Here is a 15,788-nt window from a genome sequence, read left to right as displayed (position 1 = left end):
GCATTGGCTGCGGCCATACCGACCCCGCCCGATGATTGGCCGCCTTGCCCGACCCGACGCCCCTCCCGCCCCTGCTCCCCTCCCTGCTGCAGGGACTGAACGACGCCGTTGTCCTGTACGATGAGGCGGGGCGGCTGCTGGCCCTGAACCCGGCGGCGGAGCGGCTTTACGGCATTGTGGCGGACGCGGCCCAAGGGCGCATGGCAACGGATGTACTGGGACCGCAGGATGAGGCGGCGCGGAAGGAAATCGACGGCGCCCTGGCTGGCGGCGGCGTGTGGCGGGGGGACGTGCATCGGCGCGGCGCTGAAGGCACCATGCTGATCCTTGAGGTCAGCATCAGCCGCCTGGACGGCGGTCTTTTCATGGATGCGGCCCGCGATGTCACGGCGGCGCGGGCGACCCTGGCGACTTTGGAAGACGTGAGCGTCCGCAACACCAACCTGTTTCATGCCCTGGCCGTTTCCTTCTGGGATATGGACTTCCGCGCGGCGGCGATGGCCGTACGCCAGAAGATGGCCGAGGGCGTGACCGACATGGCCGCCTACTTCGCGGCGAACCCCGATTACGTCCGTTGGCTGCAACGGCAGGTCAGGGTGATCGCCGTCAACCAGCGAACGATGGAACTGTTCGGCGGGCGGGAGCAGAGCGACTTCGCCGACATTCGGCCCTACTGGCCGGACGAGAGCCTGGTCCATTTCACCACCGGCCTGCTGAGGGGGATGCGACGCGACCCCAGCTACGTCGCCGAGGTCAGGCTGGCCCGTGTCGACGGCACGACGTTCGAATGCCTGTTCACCACCGCCTTCCCGTCCGAAACGGTACCTTCGGGGCGGGTCATCATCGGCGTGATCGACATCGATGACCAGAAAAAGGCGCTGGCCGAGTTGGCGCGCAGCGAGAACCGGTTGCGAATGCTGTTCGAAGCGAGCGGTGTCGCCTTCTTCCGCTTCGACACCGCCGCCATAAACCGCACCTACGCGGCCTTGCGTGAGCAAGGCGTCGTCGATCTTGGCGCCCATATTGACCAGAATCCCGACTTCCTGGAGCAGGCCAAGTCGGAAATCCTCTGCGTCGACGCGAACGCCAGCGCGCTGACCCTGATGCGCGCCACGTCCAAGGACGCGTTGCTGGGCCCCATCCGCTGGGTCACCACGCCGCATCATATGCGCGGCCTGCGTGAGTCCATGACCGCCAGCTTTGGCGGCCACAGCACCTATCAGGGAGAACACCTGATCGGCCGTCTGGACGGCAGCCTGGTGCCCTGCCTCTGGTTCAACGTCGTGCCGCCGGAATTGCGCAGCCAGAACATCGCCTATGTCGGCTTGATCGACATTTCCCGGCAGGAGGCGGCGCGTAGCGCGATGCAGGCCATGCAGGCGGAGTTGGCCCATGCGGCGCGGGTAGCCATCCTGGGTGAGCTGACGGCGTCGCTGGCCCATGAGGTGGCGCAGCCCCTGAGCGCCATCTCCTCCCGGGGGGAGGCGGTGAAGCGGTGGCTGTCGCGCGATGTCGTGGATGTGCCGGTGGTACGGGACCTGGTCGGCAAGATCATGGACAGCGTGGACCGGGCCACAGCCATCGTCAGCCGCATCCGTGACATGGCCGTGAGGGCCCCCTTCCAGACCGAGCCGGTCGATATCGCCAAGCTGGCGCGCGATACCGTGGCCTTCCTGTCCCATGAGCTGGAGCATGCCCGTGTGGCCGTCTGCATCGACGCTGGCAAGGCCCCGTGCGTGGTGGAGGGGGACAGGGTCCAGCTGCAGCAGGTGGTGTTCAACATCCTGCTGAACGCGCATCAGGCGCTGGTCCAGAGTGATACGGCGGACCGCGCCATCACCGTTACCCTGCGGGCCGATGGCGACTGGGTCACCGCCACGATCGACGACAACGGACCCGGCATACCATCGGGCGATTTGGAGCGTGTGTTCGAGAGTTTCCACTCCACCAAGAGCCACGGCATGGGGATCGGCCTGTCGGTCTGCCGATCCATCGTCCAGCGGCACGGTGGTCAGTTGTCGGCCAGCAGTCTTCCGGCGGGCGGGGCGCGTTTCCAGATCCGCCTGCCCGTGGCGGTGGACTGATACCCGCGGCCTCCCCCGCATCCTCCGCCTTTTACGCAACGACATCGCACCCCCGGCGGCACCCATACCACGGTATGAATGCCCAAGGTCCAACCCTTGGGTAACAGTTGAGTCTGCGAAGCGATATGCGCTTCAGGGCGCGCAGCGGCATCAGCTACCGCCAGAACGGGGAATTCCATGATCAAGATTTCCATCAACGGCACCGTCCACGATGTGGAGGTGGAGCAGGACACGCCGCTGCTGTGGGTATTGCGGGATGTCTTGGGCATGACGGGCACCAAGTTCGGCTGCGGCGTCGCCCAGTGCGGCGCCTGCACCGTGCATGTGGACGGCACGCCCGTGCGTTCCTGCCAGTTGGCCGTGGGTGATGTGGGCGACATGCCCGTCGTCACCATTGAAGGCATCGGCGCCACCCCCGCCGGCGCCAAGGTGCAGAAGGCGTGGATGGATCTTCAGGTGGCGCAGTGCGGCTACTGCCAGTCGGGCCAGATCATGGCCGCCGCGGCACTGCTGACGCAGACGCCGGCGCCCACGGACGCCGATATCGACGCCGCCATGGCGGGAAACATCTGCCGCTGCGGCACCTATGTCCGCATCCGCGACGGCGTGAAGCGCGCCGCGTCTCAAGCCTGAGGTGAGTTGATGGACATGCACTCCTCTCCCTCTGGCGCCTCGCGCCGCGACCTGCTGCGCGGCTTGGCCTATGGCGGCCTGCTACTGGCCGTGGATCTGCCCCTGGGCCGTTTGGCCGTGGCGCGCGAGGATGCCCCCGCCGTTTTCGCGCCCGACGCCTTCATCCGCATTGCCAACGATGGCGCCGCGACCCTGATCATGCCCCAGGTGGAAATGGGCCAGGGCATCTATACCGCCATGACCATGCTCATCGCGGAGGAGCTGGATTTGCCGTTGGCCGCCGTCCGGCTGGAAGCGGCGCCGCCCAGCGACGCGCTTTACGGCAACCCGATCTTCAAGGTGCAAGCCACCGGGGGCTCCACCTCCGTCCGCGCCTATTGGACGCCCATGCGCAAAGCCGGCGCGGCGGCGCGGGCGATGCTGGTGCAGGCGGCGGCCAAGCGCTGGCAGGTGGAGCCGGCGGCGTGCGAAACCCAGGACGGCATCGTCCGGCATGCCCCCAGCGGCCGGTCCCTGCCTTACGGCGCGCTGGCCGCGGCGGCGTCCCAGATGACCCCGCCATCAGATCCGCCGCTGAAAGATCCGAAGACCTTCCGCCTGTTGGGCAAGACGCAGACCCGCCTGGATATCGAGGCCAAGGGCAACGGCACGGCCAAGTATGGCATCGACGCCCTGCCGCCGGGTGTGAAAGTCGCCACCCTGTCCAGCTGCCCCGTGCCCGGCGGCAAGATCCGGCGCGTTGACGACACCCAGGCGCGGGCCGTGGCCGGTGTCCGTCAGGTGGTGGTGCTGGAGGATTTGGTGGCCGTGGTCGGGGACCACATGTGGGCCGCCAAGAAGGGCCTGGACAAGCTGGTCATCGAGTGGGACGAGGGGCCGAACGCGACGCTTTCGACGGAAAGCCTGCGTGCGGCGATGCACGAAGCGGCGAAGCAGCCGGGTGTGCCTGTCAAAAGCGAGGGCGCGGACGCCCACCCAGGCGACGCCGGGGTGATCAGCGCCAGCTATGAGCTGCCCTTCCTGGCGCACGCCCCCATGGAGCCGATGAATTGCACGGTGCACCTGCGGCCGGGCGCCTGTGAGATCTGGATCGGCACCCAGGTGATGACCATGGCCCAGGCCAAGGCGGCCCAGGCCGCGGGCCTCAAACCCGACCAGGTGACCATACACAACCACCTGCTGGGCGGCGGCTTTGGCCGGCGGCTGGAGGTGGATATGGTGGACAAGGCGGTGCGCATCGCCGCCCACGTCGATGGTCCGGTCAAGGTGGTGTGGACGCGGGAGGAGGACATCCAGAAGGCGATGTACCGCTCCACCTACGGCAGCTGGCTGTCGGCCCGCCTGGAAAACGGCAAGCCGGTGGCCTGGCGCCACAAGGTCGTGGGCCCCGCCGTCATCGCCCGCTGGCTGCCCCCTGCGTTCAGTGGCGGCGTCGACATCGACGCCATCGACGGCGCCGCCGACCAGCCCTACGCCGTCGGCGGCTTCCATGTCGACTATGTGCGCCATGAGCCGCAAGGCGTGCCCACCTGCTTCTGGCGCGGCGTGGGACCCAATAACAACATCTTCAGCGTCGAAAGCTTCATCGACCGACTGGCGCGTGAAGCCAAGAACGACCCGCTGGACTTCCGCCGCGCCCTGCTGACCGCCAACCCACGGGCCTTGCAGGTGCTGAACACGGCGGCGGCGCAGGCCGGCTGGGGTACCCCCCTGGCTGCCAAGGCGGGCGAGCGGGTGGGCCGGGGCATTTGCCTGCAAACGGTCTTCGGCAGCTTCCTCTCGACCATCGCCGAGGTGGCGGTGGGCGATGACGGCGCGATACGGGTGCGCCGCCTGGTCACCGCCGTCGATTGCGGCATGGTGGTGAACCCGGATGGCGTGATCTCCCAAATCCAGGGCGGCTTGGTCTTCGGCCTGTCGGCGGCGCTCCACGGCCGCATCACGTTCGAGAAGGGCCGGGTGCAGCAGAGCAATTTCCACGATTACCGTGTCGTCCGCATCGATGAGATGCCGGCGGTCGAGGTGCATCTGGTCCCCTCCACCGAGGCACCCGGCGGCATCGGCGAGCCTGGAACCACCACGGTGCAGCCCGCCGTGGCCAATGCCATCTATGCCGCCACCGGGGTGCAGCTGACTCGCATGCCCATCGATCAGACGTTGCTTGCCAAGGGGGGGCGGACCTGATGCGTGGAACCACGAAAAGAAGGGCGCTGATCGCCGCCGGGATCGTTGTCGCCGCCGGCGCCGCGGTTCTCGCCCATGCGGTCTTCCTGCCCGGCCCCTTGGATTTCGCCAAGGGGACGCGGGTCTCGCTGGCGGACTACAAGGGCCCCTCGCCCACCGGTGTCCCCAAGGAACTGGCGAACGCCGCCCTGCTGGAGCGGGGCGCCTATCTGACGGCCGCCGCCGACTGCCAGGCCTGTCATACGGCGGAGGGGGGAACCCCCTATGCCGGCGGCCGGCCGTTCAAGTTGCCCTTTGGCACGCTGTACACCCCCAACATCACGCCAGATGCCGAAACCGGCATCGGTCGCTGGACGGACGCGGACTTCCTGAAGGCGGTGCATAAGGGGGTGGCGCCGGGCGGGCGGCATCTTTACCCGGCCTTCCCCTACGCCTCCTACACCCTGATGACGGATGAGGACGTGCTGGCCATCAAGGCCTATCTGTTCTCCCTGGCGCCGGTGCGTCAGGCGAACCTGCCCGACACCTTCGCTTTCCCCTTCAACCAGCGCTGGCTGATGGCGGTCTGGGGGGCATTCTTCAACCCCGGCCATCGGTTCGAGCCCGTGGCCGACCGGGGGCCCGAGTGGAACCGCGGCGCCTATCTGGTCGAAGGCGCCGCCCACTGCGGTGAATGCCATACCCCCCGCACCCTGTTCCAGGCGATGGATACCCGGCACAAGTTCGCCGGCGGCCAAGCGGAGGGCTGGAACGCCTATAACGTCACCCCGGACCAAACCAGCGGCATCGGCGCCTGGTCGGCGCCGGAGATCGATGCCTATCTGGCGCAGGGACATGCCAAGGGCCGCAGCGTCGCCTCCGGCCCCATGCGGGAGGCGGTCGAGCTGAGCTTCTCCAAGCTGGTCCCGTCCGATATCGTGGCCATCCGAACCTATCTACAAAGCGTGCCGGCGGTGCACACCGACCTGCCGGCCCCCGCCGGCCCCGCGCCGCGTGACCATGGCGCCGCCGTGGCAGGCGCCATCGACGGCAAGCGCATGTTCGAAGGGGCCTGTGCCAGCTGCCATGCCTGGAGCGGTGCCGGCGTCAATTCGGCCGAGGCGCAACTGACGGCCAAGCGGGCGGTGAACGACCCCAGCGCCGCCAACGTCGCCCTGATGATCCTGAAAGGCTCTGGCCCGCAGGTGGCGGGGCGCCCCTACATGCCCGGCTTCGCCGGCGCCTACTCGGATGAGGAAATCGCCGCCGTGGCCAATTACGTCACCGCCCGGTTCGGTGCCGTCGCGTCGACGATCACCGCCCGGGACGTCGCCCGCCTGCGGGCCGACTGACGCAGCGATGCAAGGCCGGCTGGACACCCCAGCCGGTCCCCCGCCGATGCTTCATGATGCGGCGCCTGGAGAGGACTTATACCAAGTAGCGATATCCTGACCTATGGCCAGGCCCATCGCCCTCAATCGCCGGCGCCGCCATCCGGCGGCTTGGCTTCCGCGCCTTATGGCGCGCGGCGGCAGTCGCCGCCGATACCAAGGAGCGATGAATGGAAATCATCGCTCCTTGGTATTACTTCAAAGCCAAGCGCCGGACCTTTTGGATCATGTCGGCGACGCTGCGGGCCTTCAGTTTGCGGAAGGCGCTGCTGCGGTGCATTTTCACAGTGATTTCGGCGATGCCCATCTCAAACGCGATCTGCTTGTTCAGCAGGCCCCGGTCCACCGCCTTCAGCACCTCCACCTCACGGGGGGTGAGTTGGGCGGCCAGTTGGCGCAGCTCGTCCAAGTCCCGTTCCTCCCGCCGCCGCTGGGCGTCCACGCGCAAGGCGCCGGACACGGCGTCCAGCAGCTCCTGCTCCCGGAACGGCTTGGGCAGGAAGTCCACGGCGCCTGACTTCATCGCCTGCACCGACATGGGAACGTCGGCATGGCCGGAGATGAAGATGATGGGCAGCCGGGCTCCGGTCGCGTTCAGGCGGCTCTGAAATTCCAGTCCGCTTTCCCCCGGCAAGCGCACGTCCAGCACCAGGCAACTGGGCCGGTCCGGCAAGGTATCGGCGAGAAAATCCCGGGTTGAGGGATAGTTCTTCACGTTAAGGCCGACGGACCGGAACAGATCGGTCACGCCGCCGCGCACATCCTCATCATCATCGACGACGTAAACAAAGGGCGCGTCCTCAACGTACTCGATCTTGGTCATGGAGGTGGTGTGTCGCGTCGAGGGGGGAACAGGAGACGGATGACACGGGAGCGGGGTTCCCGCAGCCATGACCATTCCTTAACAATCGACCGTTACCGTAACACAGGCTGCCCATGATCGCAAAAAGCACCGAGCATGTCCTGAGGCGGCATAGTGTTCATATCGGCCGGCTAGGTAACGAACTGTGATCCACTCGTCCGATATAGTGGAGAGAGGTGGAATCTTATTTCAGCAACCGATCACCCAATCGGTGCGGGACGCGCTTTGTTTATTCCCGCGGAGGCCCGTGGGGTCAGGCCGAAGGCGCCAGTGCCCGTTCGACGCTGGCGATCAGCGCCTCGGGATTGCAGGGCTTTTCAAAGAAATCGTGGACGTTCAGCTTGCGCGCGCGGGTGCGGACCTGTTCGCTGGGGAACGCCGTCAGGAGAATGACGGCGCACGTCACGTCCCGCTTGCGCAACAGCGGCTGGATTTCCAGCCCGGACATGCCAGGCATCTGGATGTCGGATATGACGCAGTCGACCAGCCCCAGGTCCGATGCCAGGAACTCCTCCGCCGACGCGAACGCCATCGTGGCGTAGCCGAAGGACTGCAACAGGTCCTCCAGACTTGTCCGGACGGACGCGTCGTCGTCAATCACAGCAACAGCCTTCTCAGCGGTCATCCCGGTCGCTTTCACTCATCCTGGTTCCGGTCCTGCCCCCGCCGACCACGCGTCGCCCTGGCCGCGTCCGATCGCAAACCCCGGCCCCTAAAGACAACCAAGACATTTAAACTATTATGAATCGCTGGAGGTATTTACCACCGGGCCCGGGCCCTGGCGAGCCCGGGCGCCATCGGAAACAGAAACGACGCGGCCCCGCCACGCAAGCCATCATTGCGCCAGTCGAGCGGTGACGGTGTCCTGCGGCCCCGGGTGCCAATTCCGTTTCCAGGTTCGGCGCCAGCGCAGCGGCGTTTCGCCCACCAGGCGGCGAAAGATGCGGGAGAAATGGGCCTGGTCGCAGAAGCCGCAGGCGCAAGCGACCTCGCTCAAGGTGTCGTTGGTCGACAGCATCAGCATCTGCGCCCGGCGTATGCGCTTCTTGGCGACAAAGTCCCGGGGCGTCTCCCCCACCGTCACCTTGAAGGCGCGCGCGAAATAGGAATAGCTGAGGCGGCTGACCTCCGCGAGTTCCTTCAGAAGGATGGGCAGCGCCAGCCCCTTCTCGATATGGTCCATAACCTGCTTGAGCTGCCACGGCGTCAGACCTCCCTTGCCTGGACACCCCCGGGCGACAGGCGTCACGGAAACCAACTCAACCCCCTCGCGTCCGGGGTCCATGATTCCAAGAACGCTGGTTATTTCTTCAAGATATTCCCGAACGGCCGACAGATCGAAATCCAGCGCGTCCCTGGCGTTGATCGCCAGTGACATCAACCGTTCCGCCTGGGCGCCATCGGCTCCGCCATGCTTCGCACCGATCTGTTCCGCCGCGTACGCGTCGGCTTGCACATACTGATCCATGGTCCACTCCCCATCAAACAAGGCGGGAGCATCGTGATTTGGTGGGTGAAGTTATGGAATCGTACGCATGCTGGTGCCAACCCCTACCGGGTAGGTGATACCCTATACCGTGGTCTAGGGTGGGGGCGCGGGTGGCCCTCCCCGGTCTAAGGTCCAAGACCATGCGAAACCGATAAATTGCATCTCGAGGCGCCGGTGCCGGTCCACGGACCTCGCTGGAATGGAGCGTTCGCGTTCCCCCCTTCCGGTCCACCCCATAGATGCGGCGATGATGAATCGAGATTTGCCGACCCTTATCCTCGCAGCGGGGGTGGCGCTCTGCGTGTTCGCCGGGCTGCTGGTCAGTTGCTTTCAGCGCTATCGCGCCTTCAGGCGGGCCTATTTCGACGATGCGCCCATCCCCATGCTGATCGAGGACTGGTCCGGCGTGCGCCCCTTCCTGGTGGCCCTGAGGGCGAAGGGGGTCACCGATGTCATTGCCCACCTGGATGCCGACCCCGACCTGGCGCGGGATCACCACAGGTTCCATCGGTTGGTGGACGCGAACGACGCCGTTCTGCGTCTGCTGGGTGCGCGTGACAAGGCGCATTTCCGGGAGATCGCGCCCCAATTGCTGCCCGCCACACGGGAGATCACCGCCCGCGTGTATCAGGCCCTGCTGGATGGCAAGGTATCGGCACAGGGGGAACGGGTGCTGCATACCATCGACGGCCGCGTGGTGCCGATCATCTGGCGCGCCACCTTGCCGTCCTCGGGCGATGCGCGGCGCATCCTGTTCTACGCCTTCGATGTCAGCGACCAGAAGCGCGCGCAGGAGATGGTCTTGAACGCGCGGGGCGATTTGGCGCATGCCGCGCGGGTTTCCACGGTTGGAGAGTTGAGCGCATCCATCGCCCATGACGTGGCGCAGCCCATCGCGGCCATTGCCGCCTCCGCCGTCGCGGCGGAACAGTGGCTGCTGCGGACGGAACCCTCAACCGACAGGGCGCTGAACGCCCTGTACCAGATCCGCCGTAACGCCCAGCGGGCCAGCGATGTCGTGGGCCGCATCAAGACCTTCCTGCGCAAGGCGCCCAAACGCACCACCACCAGCGCCGACGCTTTGGTCAAGGACGCGCTGGCGTTGATCGACAGCGAAGCGCACCTTTATGACGTCACCATCCGGACCCTGATCGAGCCCGACCTTCCCGCCGTCCGGGTGGACGAGGTTGAAATAAAGCAGGTGATCATCAATCTGGCGCTCAATGCCATGCAGGCCATGGCACAGGCGCAGATGTCCGAGCGCCTGGTCACGGTGGCCCTTTGCGACAAGGAGCGGGAGGGCGGGGTGGAAGTTCAAATCCGCGATAACGGCCCAGGAATGAGTGAGGAAACCCTAAGCCGGATTTTCGAGCCCTTCTTCTCCACCAAGGAGGATGGCATGGGGCTGGGCCTGGTCATCTGCAAGTCCATCATCAACAGCCACGGCGGTGATCTGTCCGTGGTGAGTGTGGAGAAGCTGGGAACCATCTTCCGCTTCATTTTGCCGTATGACCGGCAGATGTTTCGCTAAAGCCGTGGTTGGGCGCCTCAGCTCAGTTCCAGCATGCCGACCTTCTGGATGAAGTCCGATGAGGTCACTGCGCCCAATTTGCGGAAAGCGCTGCTGCGGTGCATCTTCACCGTGATCTCGGCGATCCCCAGCTCATGGGCGATCTGCTTGTTCAAAAGGCCACGGCCCATGGCTTTCAGCACCTCCACCTCGCGGGGGGTGAGTTCCTGGGCCAGACGCCGCAAATCCGCCAGCTGCCGCCGCTGTATCCACCGCTCCCGGTCGTAACGGATCGCCTCCCATACCGCGTCCAGCAGATCCTGTTCGCGGAACGGTTTGGGCAGGAAATTGACCGCCCCCTGTTTCATCGCGCGGACGGACATGCGCACATCCGCGTGGGCGGTGATGAAGACGATGGGCGGTTGCCGGTCTTCCGCCTTCAGGCGTGCCTGAAGCTCCAGTCCGCTTTGCTCCGGCATGCGGACATCCAGCACCAGGCAGCAAGGACGGTTGGGAATGCCGTGGTTGAGGAAGGCGGCGGCGGAATCGTAGCTGGCCACATCGGAACCCACCGACAGGAACAGGTCGACGAGGGCTTCGCGCAAAAGCGCGTCATCGTCGATTACGATGACCAGGGACTTTGAGTGCCGGGGATCGTCCGGGTCGGGATCGTGAGGCATGTGATGATACTCCCCGTCGCGAGCGGAGTGCGGCGTGTTAACCAATTGGCTGGCAACCCAAGATGCTCCAACTGGCACGGCGCGTGACCTCATACCTCGGTATGGGGCCGCCAAGATGGCGGTAGGATTTAAAACGCGATGGTCGGCGATCACTCTGGTTCCATGCTGCGGAAGACACCGCGGCGGCACATGGAACGGGATGGACGCCTGATGCACACGGTGGGCTTAATTCTGGCACCCGGCTTCCAGGTTATGAACCTGGCGGTCGCTGCCGCTTTCGAACAGGCCAACACGGCGTTGCCGAGGCCGGCCTACAGCGTCTCTTTCCTGTCGGAGGCGGGGGGCGAGATCCCCAGTTCCGTCGGCTTGGCCGTGCGCACGGCCGCCATCGGCGACCAATCCTTCGACACCACCTTTTCCATCGGGGCGTTCGCGCACCCGGCGGCATCGCCCACGCCATCGCGGGGCATGCGATCCTTCCTGCGCCGGGCCGCAGCGGGTGCCCGGAGGCTGGCGGCGCCCTGCACCGGTGCCTTTCTGCTGGCGGAGGCCGGGGTGCTGGACGGTCGGCGCGCGACCACCCATTGGGCCCATGCCGCCGATCTGCAGAACCGCTATCCCAAGATCCGGGTGCAGGCCGATCGCATTTTCGTGACCGATGACAATATCTGGACCTCGGCAGGCATGAGCGCCACCGTGGACCTTGCCCTGGCGCTGATCGAGCAGGATTTGGGGCCTGAGATCTGTCAGGCGGTGGCGCGGCACCTGGTCCTGTATCACCGCCGGCCCGGCGGGCAGCCGCAATTGTCCGCCCTGCTGAATCTGCCCGCGACCACTGACCGGATCCAGCGCGTGCTGGCCTACGCCCGGGGCAACCTGGGACGGGATCTGTCTGTGGAGGAGCTGGCGGATATCGCCCGGCTGAGCCCCCGGCAGTTCAGCCGGCTGTTCCGCCAGGAAACCGGCCTATCCCCCGGCAAGGCGGTGGAGGGCCTGCGGCTGGACGCCGCCCGCGCCCTGCTGGCCGACGGCCGGCGCACCCTGGACGACGTGGCCCATCAGACGGGCTTCACCGACCGGGAACGGATGCGCCGCGCCTTCCTGCGCCGCTTCGGGCATGGCCCCCAGGCGGTGCGGCACGCCGTCCAGCAGATGGGGGCCTGACGGGCGCGCTGGACTTGGCGCGCCCGTCGGAACCGCATCAGACCGGGATGGGGTTGGCGATCAGCGCGGCGTTGAAATCGGTCACCAGTTGATGTTCACCGGGACCCGGGTTGTTGCGGAAGCCGCGGGCCGCTTCCACCACCACCTCTTCAGCGTCGGTCGCCAGGCCGGCCATGGTCTGGTCGATGAAGGCGTCCAGCGGCATGGCGCGCGGGTCGTCGCTCTTCTTGATCAGGTCGGTGTTGACCCAGGGCGGCGCGATTTCCTGCACCCGGACCGATGTTTCCCGCAGCATGAAGCGCTGTGACAGGGTGTAGGAATGCAGGGCCGCCTTGCTGGCGGAATAGACGGCGGTCACGGCCAGCGGCACATAGGCCAGCACCGAGGTGTTGTTGATGATGGTGGCCTGCGGCTGGCGCTTCAGATGCTCGATGAGGGCCGAGGTCATGCGGATCGGGCCCAGCAGGTTGGTGGTCAGGATGGCCTGGCTGACGCTGTCATCCACCACCCCGCTGGCATCGTCGAAGGGCATGATGCCGGCGTTGTTCACCAGGACGTTCAGCGTGGGGTAATTGCGGATCAGGGTTTCGGCGGTCTGGGCGATGCTGGCCGGGTCGGTGATGTCCATCTGGATGCCCGCCATGCCGGGGTTGGCCGCCACGACCTCATCCAGCAGAGCCTGCCGGCGCCCGGCGATGATCACCTTGTTGCCCAGGGCGTGGAAGCGTTCGGCCAAGCCGCGGCCGATGCCGGAGGTGGCGCCGGTGATGAAGATGGTGTTGCCGGTCATCTGCATGATGGAAAACTCCGAAGGGTAGTGACGGGGCCCTGCCCCGTCCCGCGCCGGTTGGCGTGACAAGTCCCTTTTTACCCCTCGGCCTTCATGGCCTGAATGTCATATATGCCACGAAAACGGACATTCAGTTCGGCGACCCCAATGGCACCGTCAGATGCCGGCATCCTCCCCCGTCGTCTGATCGCCCAGGCTGAAAATCCTCTCCGCCGGCACCCACTTCTCCCCATCCCGCGCCCAGGGCAAGGGGCGCTGGAAGGTGTTCATCAGGGTTTCCCAGGCCTGCACATCCGGATCGGCGGCGTCCGCCGCGGCTTTGGCCGCCGGATCATAGTCGTCCGATACCTCGACGATCATGGCCAGCCGATCACCGCAGAGATGGATTTCCATGTCCAGGATGCCGGCCTGGCGTATGGACCGCACCACCGCCGGCGGCACCTGGCCCGGTGCGTGCCACTGGCGATAGCGCTCGATCAGGGCTGGGTCGGACTTCAGATCCAGCATCAGGACATGGCGGGGCATCGCGGTCTTCCCTGCAGGAGATCACATCTTCACGGGTGTGAAGGACGGCGGCCGGTCGGCGGGGTCGGCGCCGAACCGGGGGTTGGGCTTGGGGCCCATCTGGAAGGTCAGGCGTCCGCCGGCGGCCAGGCTGGCATGGCTGATCCAGCTCTTGGTGTAGGCGGCGCCGTTCCAGGAAACCGACTGGATATAGGGGCTGTCCGCGCCGTTGCCCGGCGCCTCCACCACCAGCCGGCGCCCCGGTCCCACCACCACCTCCGCCCGCCGGAACAGGGGGGAGCCGAAAACATAGATGGGGGTGACGGGATCGACGGCGTACAGGCCCAGGGCGCTCATGAGGTACCAGGCGCTCATCTGGCCGCAATCCTCATTGCCGGCCAGGCCGTCCGGCTTGTCCTGGTGCATGGTGCGCAACAGCATGCGGACGCGCGCCTGGGTCTTATGATGCGCGCCGGCATAAGCATAGAGATAGGCCACGTGGTGGCTCGGCTCGTTGCCGTGGGCATACTGTCCCACCAGGCCGGCGATATCGGGCGGCGCGTCCGCCGGCATCTCGGAACTGGTGGTGAACAGCTCATCCAGCTTGCGCTCGAACGCCTCCGGCCCGCCGAACAAGCCCATGTAGCCGTAAAGGTCGTGCTGGTTCAGGAAGGTCGCCTGCCAGGCGTTGCTTTCCGTGAAATCCCGCCACTTCTTCATATGGCCCATGGCGCGCGGGTCGAAGGGTTCAATCCACTTGCCGGCGCTGTCGCGGGCGCGGACGAAGGTCAGCGCCGGATCGAAGACATGGCGGTAATTGCGGGAGCGGTCGACCAGCGCGCGGGCGTCGTCACGGGCGCCGGCCCCTGCCGCCAGATGGGCCATGGCCCAGTCGTCATAGGCGTATTCCAGCGTGCGGCTGACCGCCTCGTCCACCGTGTCGCTGGGGATGTAGCCCAGGCGCCGGTATTCGCCCATGCCCAGGGTCGTATCCTCGAAGGCGCGTTTGCGGAACACCGGCCAGGCGGCCTTGTAGTCGATGCCCTTGAAGCCCTTGGCCTGCGCCTCCGCCAGCACGACGGCGGAATGCCAGCCGATCATGCAGCCTGTCTCGCGGCCCTGCAGCGGCCAGACGGGTGGGCCGGCCGGGCTTTCCACCGCCATGCGCACCAGCCCGTCCACCAGGTCGGGCACGCGCTCCGGCTGCACCAGCGTGAACAGGGGATGAAGGGCGCGGTAGGTGTCCCACAGCGAATAGGTGGAATAGGTGTGGCGCCCCGCCGGCATCTGATGCACGGCGTCGTCCATGCCGCGATAGCGCCCGTCCACGTCGCTGAACAGGGTGGGCGCCAGCAGGGCGTGATACAGGGCGGAATAGAAGATGCGGCGGTCGACATCGCTGTCGGCGTCGATGCGGATGCGGGACAGTTCCGCCTGCCAGGCGTCGCGGGCGGCACCGCGCACGCGGTCGAAGTCCCAACCGGGGAGATCGGCCTGCAGGTTGCGCAGGGCGCCGTCCACATCCACCGCCGACAGACCCACCTTGACCAGCAGGGGGCACTTGGCGGCGTCGGCAAGGTGCAGCGCGCACTTGAGGTTCGTGCCGGCGGCCTGGTCGCCCGCCACCGGCTGGTCGTCGGAATAGAGCTGCGCCGTGGTGAAGGGGCGCGACAGCTTCAGGGCGAAGTAAATGTGGCGTCCGTCCGCCCACTGATGCACCCGCCGGCCGCCGACCAGGGTGTCGTTGCCCACCAGCTTCAGGCTGGCGTCGGTCACCCGGGTGGGCACGCCGTGCTTGTCCTGCATGCCGTGATGGAAGTCGATCAGCAGGTGTGCGCCGTCGCCGGTGGCCCCCGCCGGGAAGGTGTAGCGGTGCAGGCCGGCGCGGGCCGTGGCCGTCAGTTCGGCCGCGATACCGCTGTCCTTCAGCCGCACGCGGTAATAGCCGGGGGTGGCCTGCTCGTCGGCATGGTCGAAGCGGGCGCGATAGCCGCCCTCGGGGGCTTCAAGGCTGCCCGGCTGCAGCACCACGGGGCCAACCCGGGGCACCACCAGCACGTCCAGCATGTCGCCCACGCCGGTACCGCTGAGATGGGTATGGGAAAAGCCCATCAGGGTGCGGTCATCCTGGTGATAGCCGGAGCAGGAATCCCAGCGGCCATTGTCCGTGTCCGGGCTCAGCTGCACCATGCCGAAGGGCACGGTGGCGCCGGGGTAGGTGTGGCCATGCCCGCCCGTCCCGATGAAGGGATCGACCCAGCGGGTGAGGTCCTCGCCCTCCCCTGCCCCTTCCCTGGCCCAGGCCGCCGCCACCGGCAGCCCGCTTCCGCCCAGCAAGGCCAGGCCGGCGGTGCCCCCCAGCAACGTCCGACGTGTCAGCATGATCTTCTCCTTCCCCATCGCGTCCCGCCTGCTGGCGGGGCGCCCACGGTGCCGCCGTCCCTTGTGGGAACCGGCGGGTTCATACCTACGGCATTTGATCGTGACCGCTCAAATGCCCCTCAATCGCCGGGCGGCC

Annotated in this window: 13 protein-coding genes; 6 read left to right on the top strand and 7 right to left on the bottom strand. The window is 66.6% G+C overall.

Annotated elements, in window-relative coordinates:
• Positions 1–44: 44 nt before the first annotated feature.
• The 4 genes from UCD39_RS26825 (at position 45) to UCD39_RS26810 (ending at position 6,232) form a co-directional block, all read left to right on the top strand.
• A complete protein-coding gene (locus UCD39_RS26825; RefSeq protein ID WP_330498673.1) occupies positions 45–2,084 on the top strand; it encodes an ATP-binding protein in 2,040 nt (679 codons plus the stop codon).
• A gap of 177 nt (positions 2,085–2,261) precedes the next feature.
• Positions 2,262–2,717 (top strand): (2Fe-2S)-binding protein, encoded by a 456-nt coding sequence (locus tag UCD39_RS26820; protein WP_145733357.1) that lies wholly within the window; start codon positions 2,262–2,264, stop codon positions 2,715–2,717.
• A gap of 9 nt (positions 2,718–2,726) precedes the next feature.
• A complete protein-coding gene (locus UCD39_RS26815) occupies positions 2,727–4,901 on the top strand; it encodes a xanthine dehydrogenase family protein molybdopterin-binding subunit (protein ID WP_330498672.1) in 2,175 nt (724 codons plus the stop codon).
• Complete coding sequence (locus UCD39_RS26810) at positions 4,901–6,232, top strand: cytochrome c (RefSeq protein WP_330498671.1); 1,332 nt, start codon at positions 4,901–4,903, stop codon at positions 6,230–6,232. The genes UCD39_RS26815 and UCD39_RS26810 overlap by 1 nt, the downstream gene beginning before the upstream one ends.
• A 232-nt stretch (positions 6,233–6,464) precedes the next feature.
• Here the strand turns inward: UCD39_RS26810 and UCD39_RS26805 are convergent, their stop codons facing one another.
• The 3 genes from UCD39_RS26805 to UCD39_RS26795 all read right to left on the bottom strand — a co-directional run bounded on the left by UCD39_RS26805 (position 6,465) and on the right by UCD39_RS26795 (position 8,601).
• Entirely contained in the window at positions 6,465–7,094 is a 630-nt protein-coding gene (locus UCD39_RS26805) for a response regulator transcription factor (protein ID WP_330498670.1), read from the bottom strand.
• A gap of 292 nt (positions 7,095–7,386) precedes the next feature.
• Positions 7,387–7,758, bottom strand: a complete 372-nt coding sequence (locus tag UCD39_RS26800; RefSeq protein ID WP_145733364.1) for a response regulator transcription factor — start codon at positions 7,756–7,758, stop codon at positions 7,387–7,389.
• A 210-nt stretch (positions 7,759–7,968) separates the two neighbouring features.
• The gene (locus UCD39_RS26795) at positions 7,969–8,601 is read right to left on the bottom strand and encodes a helix-turn-helix domain-containing protein (RefSeq protein ID WP_330498669.1); all 633 of its coding nucleotides are present in this window, start codon (positions 8,599–8,601) and stop codon (positions 7,969–7,971) included.
• Between the two features lie 283 nt (positions 8,602–8,884).
• On the opposite strand from UCD39_RS26795, the gene UCD39_RS26790 reads away from it, so the two are divergent.
• Positions 8,885–10,153, top strand: coding sequence for a two-component system sensor histidine kinase NtrB (locus UCD39_RS26790; protein WP_330498668.1), 1,269 nt, complete (start codon positions 8,885–8,887; stop codon positions 10,151–10,153).
• Between the two features lie 17 nt (positions 10,154–10,170).
• On the opposite strand, the gene UCD39_RS26785 is transcribed toward UCD39_RS26790, so the two are convergent.
• Entirely contained in the window at positions 10,171–10,812 is a 642-nt protein-coding gene (locus UCD39_RS26785) for a response regulator transcription factor (protein WP_330498667.1), read from the bottom strand.
• Positions 10,813–10,950: 138 nt separating this feature from the next.
• On the opposite strand from UCD39_RS26785, the gene UCD39_RS26780 reads away from it, so the two are divergent.
• Positions 10,951–11,976, top strand: a complete 1,026-nt coding sequence (locus UCD39_RS26780; RefSeq protein ID WP_330498666.1) for a GlxA family transcriptional regulator — start codon at positions 10,951–10,953, stop codon at positions 11,974–11,976.
• A 37-nt stretch (positions 11,977–12,013) separates the two neighbouring features.
• On the opposite strand, the gene UCD39_RS26775 is transcribed toward UCD39_RS26780, so the two are convergent.
• The 3 genes from UCD39_RS26775 to UCD39_RS26765 form a co-directional block, all read right to left on the bottom strand.
• Positions 12,014–12,772 (bottom strand): SDR family oxidoreductase, encoded by a 759-nt coding sequence (locus tag UCD39_RS26775; RefSeq protein WP_330498665.1) that lies wholly within the window; start codon positions 12,770–12,772, stop codon positions 12,014–12,016.
• Positions 12,773–12,922: 150 nt separating this feature from the next.
• Positions 12,923–13,291 carry an L-rhamnose mutarotase gene (locus tag UCD39_RS26770; protein ID WP_330498664.1) on the bottom strand — a complete coding sequence of 123 codons (369 nt, stop codon included), beginning with the start codon at positions 13,289–13,291 and terminating at the stop codon, positions 12,923–12,925.
• Positions 13,292–13,312: 21 nt separating this feature from the next.
• Entirely contained in the window at positions 13,313–15,652 is a 2,340-nt protein-coding gene (locus tag UCD39_RS26765; RefSeq protein WP_330498663.1) for a GH92 family glycosyl hydrolase, read from the bottom strand.
• Between the last annotated feature and the right edge of the window lie 136 nt (positions 15,653–15,788).

It is taken from the genome of Nitrospirillum karajorum (genome assembly GCF_036348415.1).
In the GTDB taxonomy this organism is placed as follows: Bacteria; Pseudomonadota; Alphaproteobacteria; order Azospirillales; family Azospirillaceae; genus Nitrospirillum; species Nitrospirillum amazonense_B.
The sequence above is the reverse complement of the archived record's forward strand: the minus strand, read 5'-3'. Positions and strand labels throughout refer to the sequence as shown.

Bases quoted from the DNA above. Each gene is read 5' to 3' on its own strand.
- UCD39_RS26780 (WP_330498666.1), top strand. From the start codon at position 10,951: ATGGTCGGCGATCACTCTGGTTCCATGCTGCGGAAGACACCGCGGCGG.
- UCD39_RS26785 (WP_330498667.1), bottom strand. From the start codon at position 10,812: ATGCCTCACGATCCCGACCCGGACGATCCCCGGCACTCAAAGTCCCTG.
- UCD39_RS26770 (WP_330498664.1), bottom strand. From the start codon at position 13,291: ATGCCCCGCCATGTCCTGATGCTGGATCTGAAGTCCGACCCAGCCCTG.
- UCD39_RS26765 (WP_330498663.1), bottom strand. From the start codon at position 15,652: ATGCTGACACGTCGGACGTTGCTGGGGGGCACCGCCGGCCTGGCCTTG.
- UCD39_RS26800 (WP_145733364.1), bottom strand. From the start codon at position 7,758: ATGACCGCTGAGAAGGCTGTTGCTGTGATTGACGACGACGCGTCCGTC.
- UCD39_RS26795 (WP_330498669.1), bottom strand. From the start codon at position 8,601: ATGGATCAGTATGTGCAAGCCGACGCGTACGCGGCGGAACAGATCGGT.
- UCD39_RS26805 (WP_330498670.1), bottom strand. From the start codon at position 7,094: ATGACCAAGATCGAGTACGTTGAGGACGCGCCCTTTGTTTACGTCGTC.
- UCD39_RS26815 (WP_330498672.1), top strand. From the start codon at position 2,727: ATGGACATGCACTCCTCTCCCTCTGGCGCCTCGCGCCGCGACCTGCTG.
- UCD39_RS26820 (WP_145733357.1), top strand. From the start codon at position 2,262: ATGATCAAGATTTCCATCAACGGCACCGTCCACGATGTGGAGGTGGAG.
- UCD39_RS26810 (WP_330498671.1), top strand. From the start codon at position 4,901: ATGCGTGGAACCACGAAAAGAAGGGCGCTGATCGCCGCCGGGATCGTT.
- UCD39_RS26775 (WP_330498665.1), bottom strand. From the start codon at position 12,772: ATGCAGATGACCGGCAACACCATCTTCATCACCGGCGCCACCTCCGGC.